The 14284-nt window shown below is 42.9% G+C and carries 11 protein-coding genes and 2 pseudogenes; 4 read left to right on the forward strand and 9 right to left on the reverse strand.

Annotated features, from left to right (window positions below; all coding sequences use genetic code 11):
* Nucleotides 1-82 precede the first annotated feature (82 nt).
* Nucleotides 83-202 (forward strand): annotated as a pseudogene (locus tag FTU01_RS11030) (IS982 family transposase); the annotation flags it as partial.
* Here the strand turns inward: FTU01_RS11030 and FTU01_RS11035 are convergent.
* Nucleotides 192-2357, reverse strand: a pseudogene (locus FTU01_RS11035) (type VI secretion system Vgr family protein); the annotation flags it as partial. The pseudogenes FTU01_RS11030 and FTU01_RS11035 sit on opposite strands and share 11 nt — an antisense overlap.
* 273 nt (nt 2358-2630) lie before the next feature.
* Between FTU01_RS11035 and FTU01_RS11040 the strand changes: the two are divergent.
* The 3 genes from FTU01_RS11040 (at nt 2631) to FTU01_RS11050 (ending at nt 6783) form a co-directional block, all read left to right on the forward strand.
* A complete protein-coding gene (locus FTU01_RS11040; protein ID WP_180011610.1) occupies nt 2631-3785 on the forward strand; it encodes a methionine aminotransferase in 1155 nt (384 codons plus the stop codon).
* A gap of 103 nt (nt 3786-3888) precedes the next feature.
* On the forward strand, nt 3889-5253 hold the full coding sequence (locus FTU01_RS11045) for an MATE family efflux transporter (protein WP_180139103.1): 1365 nt from the start codon (nt 3889-3891) through the stop codon (nt 5251-5253).
* A 162-nt stretch (nt 5254-5415) separates the two neighbouring features.
* Nucleotides 5416-6783 carry an LLM class flavin-dependent oxidoreductase gene (locus tag FTU01_RS11050; protein ID WP_180033648.1) on the forward strand — a complete coding sequence of 456 codons (1368 nt, stop codon included), beginning with the start codon at nt 5416-5418 and terminating at the stop codon, nt 6781-6783.
* Between the two features lie 149 nt (nt 6784-6932).
* Here FTU01_RS11050 and FTU01_RS11055 read toward each other — a convergent pair whose 3' ends face one another.
* The 8 genes from FTU01_RS11055 to FTU01_RS11090 form a co-directional block, all read right to left on the reverse strand.
* Nucleotides 6933-7748, reverse strand: coding sequence for an ABC transporter ATP-binding protein (locus tag FTU01_RS11055; RefSeq protein ID WP_180033647.1), 816 nt, complete (start codon nt 7746-7748; stop codon nt 6933-6935).
* Between the two features lie 336 nt (nt 7749-8084).
* On the reverse strand, nt 8085-8897 hold the full coding sequence (locus tag FTU01_RS11060) for an ABC transporter ATP-binding protein (RefSeq protein WP_166138948.1): 813 nt from the start codon (nt 8895-8897) through the stop codon (nt 8085-8087).
* 18 nt (nt 8898-8915) lie between these two features.
* Nucleotides 8916-9677: an ABC transporter permease gene (locus tag FTU01_RS11065; protein ID WP_159124133.1), complete on the reverse strand. Its 762-nt coding sequence runs from the start codon at nt 9675-9677 to the stop codon at nt 8916-8918.
* Between the two features lie 10 nt (nt 9678-9687).
* On the reverse strand, nt 9688-10542 hold the full coding sequence (locus FTU01_RS11070) for an ABC transporter permease (RefSeq protein WP_180011642.1): 855 nt from the start codon (nt 10540-10542) through the stop codon (nt 9688-9690).
* Nucleotides 10543-10569: 27 nt separating this feature from the next.
* Nucleotides 10570-11637, reverse strand: coding sequence for an ABC transporter substrate-binding protein (locus tag FTU01_RS11075; protein ID WP_180139105.1), 1068 nt, complete (start codon nt 11635-11637; stop codon nt 10570-10572).
* Between the two features lie 24 nt (nt 11638-11661).
* Nucleotides 11662-13149, reverse strand: coding sequence for a hypothetical protein (locus FTU01_RS11080; protein WP_180011601.1), 1488 nt, complete (start codon nt 13147-13149; stop codon nt 11662-11664).
* A 13-nt stretch (nt 13150-13162) separates the two neighbouring features.
* A complete protein-coding gene (locus FTU01_RS11085; RefSeq protein ID WP_159124130.1) occupies nt 13163-13378 on the reverse strand; it encodes a molybdopterin-binding protein in 216 nt (71 codons plus the stop codon).
* Nucleotides 13379-13488: 110 nt separating this feature from the next.
* Complete coding sequence (locus tag FTU01_RS11090) at nt 13489-14193, reverse strand: Crp/Fnr family transcriptional regulator (protein ID WP_180011599.1); 705 nt, start codon at nt 14191-14193, stop codon at nt 13489-13491.
* Between the last annotated feature and the right edge of the window lie 91 nt (nt 14194-14284).

The raw sequence follows: 14284 nt of genomic DNA on the forward strand, positions 1-14284 counted from the left end.
GCGGATAAAAAATTGACTTGAAAAATAAGAGGACTAGAGCCATCAGTTGAGTTACCACATAAAACTTAAAACTCTAGTCCCGATGTTTAATAGTACCGAATTATTTTGCGTAATTGATGATTTCTTTCTTAAATTTGAAGCAACCTACTGGAATTTCCTTAAACAAAGTCGTCGTTTCTCCAGAGTCCGAACTGATCAGCTGAAAGGTATAGATCTTCATTAGTTGAGAGTGCAATTGAATTCGGTGCACACAGCAGCATTAAAGCCTGTTTAAAGGTTTCAGCCTTGCTTTGATCTTGCTGTTCAATCTGATCCAGAAATTTTTTCAGATGATCTAACCCTTCTAAGGGATCTGTTTGCTGATTTTTGGCAATCTCACTTAAGGCTTTACTATGATTCAAACTAGATTCAAGCTGGCTTTTCGCAGGACTGGCATTTAAGTGATTGGCATTGGCATTTTCTTGTTTATAGGTAGAGAGAAGCAAGCCAGCTCCCGCTCTAAGTGCTCCCCATTGATTTGTTCTTAACTCAAAGCCCTCACCACGCCCGTCGCTAGCCTCATCTTCTTTTGGATGACTTAGATTTCCTAAATTTAGCTGACTGACCCCATGACTACTTTGCAGCTGTGCACTAATCTGTCCAGTTGTATCATCGAAGCGAAGCTGGTTAAAACCTTCACCCTCCACCTCTTGAGAACGGATACCACTTAGTTTTTTAGTGAATGGCAACTGCCCCTTCTTATCAAACATAGTTTGATAACGTTCAGCTTCATGAATACGTCCAACAATAAAGGGACGATCAATATCCCCTTCGAAGAAATCAATCACTACGATTTCCCCGATACGTGGATGGAATCGGGCGCCATAACCTTCACCTGCCCATGGCGTTAGCACATCTACCCAGGCCGAATCAGTGTCATTATCATTGGCGCCAGCACCACCATCATGCTGATGATCTTCACTACGGGTAAATAAAAAACGAACCTTCACGCGTCCCCATTCATCGACATAAATAGTCTCACCTTCAGGCCCTACCACTTTCGCCCGTTGTGGATAGGCCACGGGCCGATGTTGTAGTGGATGATATTCAGGTATCACCAGAATATCTCGACGAATTAAATACAGCTCATTGCCTTGTCTCTCGTCATCCAGAACTTTCCAGCGACTGGACAGCATGAGCTGATCCACCTTTAGCAAAATGTCTTTTGGTAAATTATTCTGGTTATAGAAGTGTTTGCCCAAAATTAAAAATTCACGCTCATTGCACGGATGTTGATCAATTTCGGGATGATCATGCAGTTCAAACCAGTAACCCACTTGGGCATCACGAACACTACTGCTGGCCTTAAAATATTTGGACTGCATGGCATGATAGTGACTAAGTTGCTGACTAAGTTGATCCAGTTGAGCTGGACTGGATGATGTAGCCTGATCTTCTCTATTTAGGTCACTGGTCCAAGCTGGGCTGATGTTCCAGACATCTTCCAGATTTAAACTAGTATGATCCTGAACACTACTCTGCTGAATATTCACCAATCGCTGGTTTTGCTCCTGCTCCAGATCTATAGCTTGCCAGCGTTGCAATCCAACATTGTTTGGCACTAATTGGCGCTCAGCAATTAGGCTGGTGATAGTATCGAATTGCTCAGTTGCATGACTGCGATGGAAGCGGATGGAACGGCGCTTTAAGGCTTGAAAATATTGCTGCTCATCAACAAGACGCAGGACTTGTGGCTGAATGGTTCGAGCTGATATTGAAATGATTAATTCCTTTTCATCAACCAGCCAGTTAATACCCTCACTACGCCATAGGCGGGTCAGAAAGTCATAATCACTTTCATTGGACTGTATGACCAATGGCCGTACATCATATTCACGATTTAGTCCGGAAAGATCCAAACTTAAACTTTGCGCAAATAAGCCACTTCGCTTTTGCCATTCAGCAAACAAAATTTCACTGATTTCTTTGACACTTTTATTCAAAAACACACGACTATTACGGCGTTTATGCCAAAGTGAAGTCGCATCTTCGAGAGTCAGCTGATAGACACTTAAAGCACCATCGCTATGCCCCTGTTTAGCTGCGGTAATGATACCTGTAGTCCGGAAAAGCTCACCTTGATCAGTGACCTGATCAACAGCAACCTGACAGCCAATAAACTGTTTTAAAGCAATATAGGGATGAGTGGATAGACAAAGTAATTCAGCATGTAGCCCCTCATTGATCCAGTGCCTGCCTTCAATACGCTGAATCAGAACCTGAGAATTTAAAATTTCATTGGAAAATCGGAGATGAAGTGCACGCTTCTGTGAGCTTAGACCCAAGCCTTCAAGCACCGTATAAATACTCTGTAGCATTTTATAATTATTATTTGAGGTTATTTTTATCGCACTGATTTTAGGGAATAAGCTTAGAACAATCCATCTTGGTATTTATTTCACATGAATTAACCACGAATAGCCTTAACCTGACCTTATATCCTCTATGCTTATGAAATATAAGATGTATTCTGTTTCAACCTTTTCAATTTTTCTGATTATTTGCCGATTCACTTACTGCTACACTGAAAGCCGAATACTTTATATCTCCTACATCATCCTCGATTACAGGATAAGCCAGAGGCCAAGGACATGCTTGAGTTACATTCTAAACTTCCCAATCTGGGCGTTACTATTTTTAGTACTATGTCGGCCTTGGCACAAAAACTCGGAGCAATTAACCTGTCACAAGGTTTTCCAGATTTTCCTGCTCCACCGCAATTGATTGAAGCCCTCAGTCGGGCGGCTGAAAATGGTTTTAATCAATATGCACCGGGTGATGGTTTACCAGTATTACGTGGGCTGGTCGCTGATCTTTATCAGCATCGTGACCAGCTCATTCTAGACCCGGTAGATGAAATCACCATTACTCCTGGCGCAACGATTGCAATCTTCTGTGCAATTCAGGCAACGGTACGGGCGGGTGAAGAAGTCATTATTTTTGATCCCAGTTATGACAGCTATGCGCCAAGCGTGAAGCTGGTCGGTGCCAAACCGGTACATATCGCTCTGGAATATCCTGGTTTTTCTGTGGACTGGAATCAGGTCAAAGATGCAATCAATGACCGTACCCGCATGATTGTAGTGAATACACCGCATAATCCCACCGGAACGGTATGGACAGAGCAAGACTGGCAACAGCTGATTGAACTGATTCGTGATCGCAATATTGTAGTTCTGTCTGATGAAGTTTATGAACATCTGGTATTTGATGAAGTTCGTCATCATTCTGCAGCATCATTTCCGGAACTCCGTGAACGCAGTTTTGTGATTGGTTCTTTTGGTAAAACCTTTCATGTGACCGGCTGGAAAACTGGTTTCTGTGTTGCACCGCCAGCCTTAATGCAGATGTTCAGACAGATTTACCAGTTTGTCAGCTTCTGTGGTGTAACGCCAATTCAGGTGGCTTTGACTGAATATATGCAGCTACATTCTGAACATATCCATGAGCTGTCCGGTTTTTATCAGACCAAACGGGACCTGTTTAATCATGCACTTACAGATTCCCGTTTTCACTGGACGCCGTCTCAAGGTACCTATTTCCAGAATCTGGATTACAGTGAAATTCGTCCTGATCTGGATGCACTGTCGATGTGTCACTATCTGGCTGAACAGCATGGCATTGTAGCGATTCCGGTATCAGCGTTTTATCAGGAGCCGCCTAAAGATTTACACTTATTACGCTTCTGCTTCGCCAAAAAAGATGAAACCTTAATAGAAGCGGCACAGATTCTTTCCAAAGTTTAAAAAAATAGACTTATTGGTTACTGAAAAGCTAAGGCGTTCTTGATGCGGATCAAGGATAATTTAGTCCTGATAAATATATGAAAAATCAAGAACAGGATGTCATATGGCACAGCAAGCATTGGTTCACCAGCAGAATTTATGGAAAACATTTTTTATTTTCCTGTTACCGCTGGTCGTTACCAACATCCTGCAAAGCCTGTCCGGTACGATTAATACTTTTTTTGTCGGGCAAATGCTCGGCGTGCAAGCAATTGCCGCTGTGGCAGTATTTTTCCCGATTCTGTTCTGTCTGATGGCTTTTGTGATTGGTCTCTCTGCAGGTTCTACGGTTCTGGTAGGACAAGCTTGGGGTGCCAGAAACCTGGAAAAAGTGCGCTGTGTAGTTGGCTCTACCCTGTTTATGACACTGATTGGTGGCAGCCTGATTGCCCTATTGGGTGTATTTTTTGCTGAAAATATCCTGCAACTCTTGGGTACAGATCCGGATGTGATGCACCTGTCTTTGCCTTATGTGCAATGGATGCTGGCCGGTAGTCCTCTGATTTTTATTTATATTATTTATACTTCAATTTTACGCGGGGTTGGAGACAGTACTACGCCACTGTTTGCCTCTGCCCTAACGATTGGTGTGGGCTTGGTAGTGACACCGGTCCTGATCGCGGGTTATTTTGGTTTTCCTAAGATGGGGGTCATCTCTCCAGCAATTGCAACCATTCTGGGCAACTTGGCTGTTCTGTTATTTCTCATTCTCTATTTAAATTATAAGCGTCATCCTCTAAGACCAGACTGGGCGTTGATCAAAGATATCCGTCATCAGCCCCAGCTCAGCAAGATTATCCTGCGCTTAGGTATTCCAACCGGGGTTCAAATGGTCACAACTTCAGTCGCTGGTCTGGTCATTGTAGGTCTGGTCAACCGTTATGGTGCAGAAGCGACGGCGGCCTATGGTGCCGTGAATCAGGTGCTGAATTATATTCAGTTCCCTGCTCTTTCTATTGCCATTGCAGCTTCTGTCTTTGGGGCACAGGCCATTGGTGCTGGTAAAAATGATTTGCTCAATAAAGTGACCCGAACTGCCTTAAGTATGAATATTTTGTTCACAGGTAGTCTGGTGATTCTGGCTTATCTGTTTTCTAAATATCTCATGGCACTATTTATTACTGATCCGCAGGTCGTGGTATTGGGTCAGCAACTTCTCTTCATTGTCCTATGGTCGATTTTGTTCTTTGGTGCTAGTGCAATTTTTGCTTCGATCATGCGGGCCAGTGGCACAGTGACAGTCCCGATGCTCATCAATATCATTGCAATTATTGGAATTGAAGTACCAGCTGCCTATATGTTCAGCCGCTGGTGGGGCTTACAAGGGATTTGGTATGGCTATGCCCTTGCCTTTGTCTGTCTTTGTATTATGCAAGGCTTGTATTACCAGTTTATCTGGAAGAAAAAGACCATCGAGGCACTGGTTTAATCTTCCGGCCTGAACTACTGGGTAAACCTTAGCAAACCACCTCTAAATAGCGTATTTCCTGCTTAATCCATATTTTTTATATGGATTCATTTTTATTATATTTTTCAGGCATGAAGATCCTTGTTATAAGCAGTGTATTGTATAAAAACACAAGGTCTTCTCATGGCTAAACGACAAATTAAACTGGGTGCTTTTATTCCAACGACTTCGCAACATGCGGCAGGTTGGCGCCATCCTGAATCTCGTCCTCAGGATCATTTAAGTATTGATTATGCGATTGAATTAGCGAAAACTGCTGAACGCGGCCTGTTTGATGCCTATTTCCTTGCAGATGGTCTGGCAGTCAACTGGAGTCATGGCGCTTCCAAACATAATAAGAATGTCGGTTATAGCGATAAAGTTGTGGGCTTTGAACCCGTCACCTTATTCGCAGCGATTTCAGCCGTCACCCAAAATATTGGTTTTATTGCCACTGCTTCTACCACCTATGAAGAACCATATCTGTTGGCACGAAAATATGCCTCTTTAGACCATATCAGTAAGGGTCGTACCGCATGGAATGTCGTGACCACCATTTCTGCTGAAACCGCGCGGAACTTTGGTTTTAGTGCGCATCCGGATGCCAAAGTCCGTTATGAGCGCGCGGATGAATTTATTGAAGTTGTACAGAAGCTCTGGGACTCCTGGGAAGATGATGCATTCCTCTATGACAAAGAAAATGGTCATTTCTTTGATACATCTAAACAGCACGAACCCCTGCATAGCGGCAAATATTTTAATGTCCAGGGTGCACTCAATGTCCCTCGTCCACCACAAGGCTATCCAGTGATTGTTCAGGCGGGCCAATCTGAAGATGGACGTGAGCTGGCCGCCAAATATGCCGAAGTGATTTTTACCGCCCAGCAAAGCCTGTCTGATGCACAAGCCTTCTACCGTGATGTTAAAGGCCGTCTGGCTAAATACGGTCGTCATCCGGATGATTTAAAAGTAATGCCGGGGGTCTCTGTCTTTGTAGCTAAAACTGAACAGGAAGCCAAAGAAAAATATGAATTACTGAATCGTCTGATTCATCCAGATGTCGGTTTGGGCTTACTGTCTGGTCTGGCAGGGGATATTAATCTTTCAAACTATGATTTGGATGCCCCATTTCCTCTAGAAGATATTGAGATCAAGTCTAGCCGTCAGCAAATGATGTTTGAGATTGCTGCGAAGCATCACTTTAGTATTCGCCAGCTATATGAATATATTGCCTCTGCTCGCGGTCACTGGACACTGATCGGGACACCTGCACAGGTAGTCGACCAGCTACAGGAATGGTTCGAAAATGAAGCGGCTGATGGTTTTAATGTCTTGCCACCAACGACACCTACCGGTCTGAATGACTTTGTCGATTTCATCGTACCTGAGCTACAACGCCGTGGTCTGTTCAGGACCGAATATGAAGGCACAACCTTACGTGAAAACTTAGGATTGAAACGTCCAGAAAATCAGTATGTGATTGCGCAACAAAATACTGCGGTTGCCTCTTAAACCATCCATTATAAAAAATGCCCGATAGGGCATTTTTTATTTCTTTAAGTTAAGTACTGGGGTAATTGATGCTAATAAAAATGACAAATATGGGCGAGGTTGTGTCGCTGTTGATTTCTGTTTAATTTAAAATGAATGAAGACCCTAGCCTACCAGCAAAACTGACCAGAGCCTGTGAGTAGCGGCTGTTGATCCTTCACGATTGAAAAATTTAATGCTTTTAGAATTTCTTTTTTCAACTGCTGTAGTCGCGTATTCTGGCGCTTACGTGGATAAGATAAGGGTACTTTTAAAACCTGTTCGATTCGCCCAGGATTAGCCTGCATCACGACTACTGAATTGCTCAGCAATAAGGCCTCAGCAATATCTTGGGTTGCTAAAATCACGGTAATTTTTTTGGTTTTCCAGATTCGCTGTAATTCTTCATGCAGATGATGACGCATTAGCGCGTCCAGTCCAGCAAAAGGATCATCTAATAATAAAATATCCGGTTGAGTAACCAGGCTTTTGGCAATGGCCACTTTCAGATTCATGCCAGCAGACAAGTGCGATGGATAAGCATCCTTAAACGGCGTCAGTTGCAGCAATTCCAGCTGTTCCTGAATTCTTCGGTTTTCCTCTTCTTTACTTAAAGGGATTTGATGTAAAGCCATGCGGATATTTTCCGTCACACTGAGCCAGTTAAACAGTCGATGATCCTGATAGACAATACTGAGATTTGGAAGATGTTCAGCTGGCTGTTTCCCCTGAATCAGAATCTGGCCCTGCTGATGCTGTTCCAAGCCCATCAGTAAGCGTAACAATGTGGATTTACCGCAGCCAGCATACCCTACCACACTGACAAAATCACCTGCATGAATATCTAGATTAATATCTTCGAGGACTTGGGTCTGCTGATCTGGTGCGGTGCTATAACTTTTATATAAATTTTGAATCGTGATTCTACATTGAGATTGCTCCGTCATTTTTCCTCACCTTTTGCTGCAATACATATTTAATGATTGTTCTAGACTGGATCTATCCTGTTTATGAACTTGGATAAATTTCTGTCTCTTTTAGATCTGCTGAAAATAGGACTCTTTTGACTATAAAAGAGTTTAGGGTAAGGAGTTATCTTGATTTTTTATTTGGTTATCAAAAGCATGTATAGATTTTAATAGTTAGATATAAAATTATATATTTCAATAACTTAAAATTTTTTTCTTCTAGAAAACGTTATTTAAAATATTCCGAACAACCAAATCGCAACAATGCTTAGGGCAATAAAAAACCCGCGAATGCGGGTATTCAAATGGCTCTGCTTACCAGGCCAATTTATACTGTTCCAGTTCATGCGGCACAAGCTCGACCTGATCCTGGAAGTCAAGCAAGATGTCATTTTTAATGGCCGCCAGACGGTAGTCTTCACGTTTACGCGGACGTTCCAGATCCACTTTCACAATACGTTTGATTCGTCCCGGATGGGGTTGCATTACCACTACGCGATCACCTAACAATACCGCCTCTTCTACATCATGGGTGACCAGAATAGAGGTGATCTTTTCCGACTGCCAGATCCGCTGTAATTCCTGTTGCAAGTTGGCCCGAGTCAAGGCATCCAAGGCACCAAAAGGTTCATCCAGTAATAAAATTTGTGGACGATTCACCAGACTACGCGCAATTGCCACACGCTGGCTCATCCCCCCAGACAGCTGACTTGGATAGGCAGTTTTAAACTGGCTCAATTGCACCAGTTCCAGATGATAATCAATGAGTTCCTGCTTTTCGGCTTTGCTCAGGCCTGATTTTTCCAGCGCTAAAGCCACATTCTGCTCGACACTCAGCCAAGGGAACAAACGGTGATCCTGAAACACAATACCGCGATCCAGACTGGTGCCCTGAATCGGTTTGCCATCAATCAAAATACTGCCTTGAAACTCGGCATCAAGGCCCACCAAAAGCCGCAATAAGGTTGATTTACCACAGCCACTATTACCGACAATACTAATGAACTCGCCTGGCTGGATATTCAAATTAATCTGATCTAATACCTGCAACTCTTCCCCATCTTTAGGGAAGAACTTGTCGAGTTTCTGGATCTCGACATGACCCTTAATATTCACCTGTTGATTCATGTTGTTATCTCACATCTTTTATTTATTGGCCGCCTGACGCCAGCGTAAGTTATAGTTTTCAAAGAATTGTGCTGCCTTGGAAAATAACAGCCCGACAATCGCAATAATGGCCATGCCATATAGCACCACTTCCATCTGGAACAGGTTCTGTCCGTCCATGATTGGATTGACCACGCCAACCGAGGACACAAAAAAATACTCCGCGCCCACAGTCGCCACCCATGAAAATACCAGCGCAATATTCAAACCGGCAAAAATACTTGGGGCTGCTGCGGGTAAAATCACTTTAAAAAAAGTACGTACCGGACTGAGCTGGAAGATCTGCGCCACTTCTTTAATTTTGACCGGCACATTCTTGACCCCGTCATAGGTATTAAAGAACACCGGATAGAACACCACTAAGGCAATAAAAATCACTTTTGAAACTTCACCGTGTCCAAACCACATGATCATCAGTGGAATCCAGGCAAATACAGCCACGTGTTTAATGGCATTCAGTGTTGGAGAAAAGATTCGATCCAGCCAGACATTTAGACCCAGGGCCAAACCCAGCACTGCACCCATCACTCCACCGGCAATAAACCCTGCCGTGTTGCGAAGTAGGCTGGCGATAATGTTTTCTGTCACCTCGCCTGCCTGCCAGCTTTCTACAAAGGCTTGCCATACAGCAGCTGGCGGTGCCAGCAAAGCAGGATCAACCCATTGTTTTGCGGTCACGATCAACCAGGCAACCCACAGAACCGAAGGAATGACCCAGCCGCGATAATCTATTTTTTTCATGACATTTTCCCTATCTAGCCTGATCCCAACCACGGAACTGTTTTTGTATGAGGCGGATAATGACGTCAAAGCCAAATCCCACCAGTCCAATCACCACTACAGTTGCCATCACCACATCGAGCTGGAAAATCTGACGGCCATAGACCATCACATAGCCGATCCCTTCACTCGAAGCTAGCAGTTCTACTGCAACCAGAGCGCCCCATGAACTTGCCAGAGATAAACGCAGACCACCGATAAAACTGATAAAAGCACCCGGCAGAACCACATTTTTAAATCTGGACCAGGTGCTCAACTGATAAACTTCCGCGACTTCGGTCAATTGCTGTGAAATATTGCGCACGCCTTTAAATACATTGATGGTCATCGGTACCAGCGCGGCTTTAGCAATCAGAATAATCTTGAGGGCTTCATCAATCCCGACCAGTAAAATTAACAGTGGAATCCAGCCAATCACAGGTACCAGATTAATGGCTTTGAATGTGGGCCAGATATAGGCTTCTGCTCGACGCGATAGTCCCATGGTCAGACCTAAGACCAGTGCCAGTACAATGCCGGCACTGAACCCATAGCCAATTCGGCTCAGACTGACACTCAAATTGCTCCACAGTTCGCCAGTTTGATACAGATCTTTCAGGGCCACCCAGACCAGTTCAGGTGCAGGAAGCAATAAAGGATTCACCCAGTTCCGTTCTACCGACACATGCCACAGATAGAGCAACGCGATGGGGAAAATTGCTCCGATTCCCCATATGAACACCTGATTCTGTTTAAAAAAATTCAGAATACTTTTTCGGTTCAATCTGGATGCAGCACTGTCCTGTGTCGGTATCTTGGCTGTTTCAAGCTCGATTTCCTGTAACATCACTCAACCTCCTCAAGGGCATGATGGTTATTGCCCATTGGCATTCAGAGGTTTCCAATAGTTCTGTAAATTCAAAGTTTTTAAAGCATTATTGACATACTTCGGCTCAATCCAGGAATCAACATCAATATTGCCGCGAATCAGTTTCAAGTCTTGACCCGCTTTAAGCTTCTGCTTAATGAGTGACACGTTATAGGCATCAAAAATCGGGGCACTATGACGTTTCAGATCTACCCCAATATGGGCTTTATTGATGTTGCTATACGATATTCCAGATTTTGCCCAGAGTTTAAACAGGGCATCTTTATTAGCGGGCTTGCTTTCCCAAGCCGCTTGTTTGACCAAAACATTCACTACACGCTGAACCACTTCAGGATATTTTTGCTCAAACTTGGAATTCACCAGTACATAGCCTGAGGTTTTATAGAGATCAGGTTCATTTTTGGTACTATAAATAATCTTGGCAATACCGCGATCGACTACAGGAAAAATATAGCTACTGCTCCAGATTGCATCAATATCACCACTGGCTAAAGCGGAATATGCCACTGGGCCATCCATGTTGACAAAACGGAAGTCTTTCTCACTGAATCCGTATTTTTTGACCACATTAATAATCGATAAATGCAGATTGGTTCCTTTAAAGAAGCCTATTCGTTTCCCTTTTAAATCAGCAATCGATTTAGCCGGAGAACCCGGTGCTACCACCAGATAAGTATTATCCTGTGAGCCAGCCATGGCGACCAGTTTAGTGTCCAGACGACTGGCTTTGCCAATCAGTCCAGGCAAATCACCAATCCAGGTAATATCGACCAGACCATTCGCATAAGATTCATTAATCGCAGGACCCGCTCCTTTAAAGTTATTCCATTGTACTTTGATGCCATCTTTCTGGAATTCTTTTTCAAATAAACCCAAGGTCTGTGCAGTCGTATAGTAATTACCATAACCTACAGGGCGATTACCTGTACCGACCATCGGCGAAGCAAAACGGATCACGCTGGGTTTCGCCTCTGCGGCAGAGGTCTGAATCGCTGGCACCAGTGTTGCTGTAGAGAGAAGGCCAGCAAATAATACTTTTGACCATTTAAACATGTGAAAATTCCTCAAAATATAAAATTAGAATCCGTACTGGAATTGTGCGACCAGTTCGTTATAGCTCTTGTTTGTAATGTCGTTGTTGACATGGTTCAGGTTGATCTGAAACTTGGTGGTTTCCGCAAAGAATGCATTCAGGCCCAGACTGTGAATATCAACAGTTTGATCGGCTAAATTCTTGTCACGATCAATGGTGTCGTAGCGATAGAAGGCTTGGTAAGACTTTGGCCACCAGTCGTCATAACGGCCCTGATTACGGAATCCTTTGACAAACTGCTCACCAAAGTTCCAGAACAAGGTGCCTGTATGCGACTCACTTTCACGCTTATAGGTCTGTGCGGTTTGTGAAATGTAGGTGTCATCTTCACCTTGCACATATTCATAGGTCACCCCGAATGGATGGTGGTTATAGTAAATATCGAAGCCTTTACGCAGCACATCGCCCTTACCAGCAAAGGCCGCGCTGGTACCATCAATTTCAAATAGATTGCTCTTGCCTTGATACCAGGACAGACCAAAACTCAGTTCACGCAGCCATGAGTTATATTCCGCAGGCAAGGTATAACGCAGACGTCCAATAAAGTTTTTGTCATCATTGTCATCCGATTTATTGGCTCCATTACCATTCACCAGACCAAAGGCATAGCTAATCATTGGCGAGCGATAGTTATATCCATAGTCCACGGTTGGTAAGGCATCCCCACGTACAATCAAGCCGACTTCACGCAGTGCCAGTCCATAACCTAGGCCCGGCAAACTGAACAAGGCATTGTTAATGGTAGGTTTTAGGTCTTCAGTGGCCTGAACTTCCTGGCCAAATGGCAACAGTTGCTGACCTAAAGTGACGCTCAAGCGCCCCGTGTCGGCACTTAAGGTGGGCAATACGTGATAAGTCAGTTGCGCATCCAATAAGTTCAGATAACTGTTATTGGTTCCTGTCTGTGGAGAAGTACCAAAACGCAGATTGAAATCCAGGTTTTTGCCTTCTTCATAGTCTTTGTACAGATTGCCAATAAAACCAATTTGGACTGCACCTAAATCAAACGAAGAGTGGCGGTCTTGAACTGCCATCCCGGTATTGGTACCCGTAGGTGGAGTGCGCTGTGCTTCATCGATATAAGAAGCTTTGGCCTGCACGACTCCATTAATCAGCAGTTGACGTGTTGATAATGCCGTTTTGGTATCGCGGTCACGTTGTACCTGATATTTATAGTTTTCCAGATCGCTTTGCAGACCTTGCAACTCGGCACGTGTCACAAAGCTTTGGTCATCATCAGATTCAGTTTCTGCATCAGCAGATAGTTCAGCCTCATCAGCAGTAGTGGCTTCTGTAACGGCTTCGTTCTGATTCTGAATCTGCGCTAACTGGGTTTTTAATTGTTTTAATGACTGCTCGAGTTGACTGACCTGTTGTTGTAACTGACCTACCTCCGCATCTGCATGCGTTAAGCCAATACTCGCGCTTAGCAGAGTCAGTACCGTTGCCCCTTGTTTAAAATATTGCTTCATACAATCGACACACCTACAGTTTTGCCAGTGAAACATCAGTCGATTTGATCAGTACAATCACCTGACTTCCTATCTGCAAATCCAGCTCTTCTACAGAACGTGTCGTAATTACCGAAGTGAAAATACCTGAAGCAGTCACCACATCGACTTCAGAAACCACATCACCTTTTACAATTTCCTGAATAGTACCTTTTAACTGGTTACGCACATTAATAGATTGAATTGTCATTATTAATTCCTGTTGTTTTGGTTGGAATTAATATGCATGATTTTTAATATGCAGAAAAATAATATAAATAGATTTTGATATATTATTTTATAAAATCCAAAAATATTATTTTAAATCCAGTTAATCTGATAATTTAAATATTCTTTGTTTTTAATCACGATATTTTCATATTGCCAATCTAGAATATTTTGACTGGCCAGATTCTTTATTTCTTTATTAATGGTTTGGCGTGAAGCAGAGAGTAAATCTGCTAAATCATGCTGGGAGATCTTGAGTTTAATTTCAGTTCCCAGAGGATGAGATCGACCGTACTGAATCGAAAGGTCATGCAAAACCTTGCATACTTTTTGATGTAAATTAGCGACTTGCAGGAATTTAACCTGCTGGATCAGATATTGCATCCGACGGCTGAGAATATTTAAAGCATCCTGCTTTAAGTGATTGTTATCATTTATTTCTTCTATAAATATATGCTGTGGAATTTGCAGGACCTTGACCTGATTAAAAGCATAATAATCATAATCAATCACTTGTGTATTGAGGCAAGGAAGCAGGTTAATCAGATGCTTTTCCGAGAAATAATTAAAGGCATGAAAACGACCTGATGGGCTTAAATATCCAATCTGGATAATCCCATCAAGCAATATATATAAAGCAGTATGGCAATTTTCTTTATTTAATATCAAATCGCCTTTTTGATATTTTCGAATCGTTGAATATTTTAAAATATAATCCAGCTTATCCTCAGAGATATTTTTAAATATATTTTTTAATATGTCATAATCCACATTATTTTTTGCAGTATGAATTTTCATAAAATGATCCACCCTATATTTTATTTAAATATTAGATGGATCATTAATGACTGGCGAATCATTTATTCTTGATTCTTTAGCTATTTATATG

Origin of the sequence: Acinetobacter sp. YH12043 (genome assembly GCF_013419915.1) — a bacterium.
Taxonomy (GTDB): domain Bacteria; phylum Pseudomonadota; class Gammaproteobacteria; order Pseudomonadales; family Moraxellaceae; genus Acinetobacter.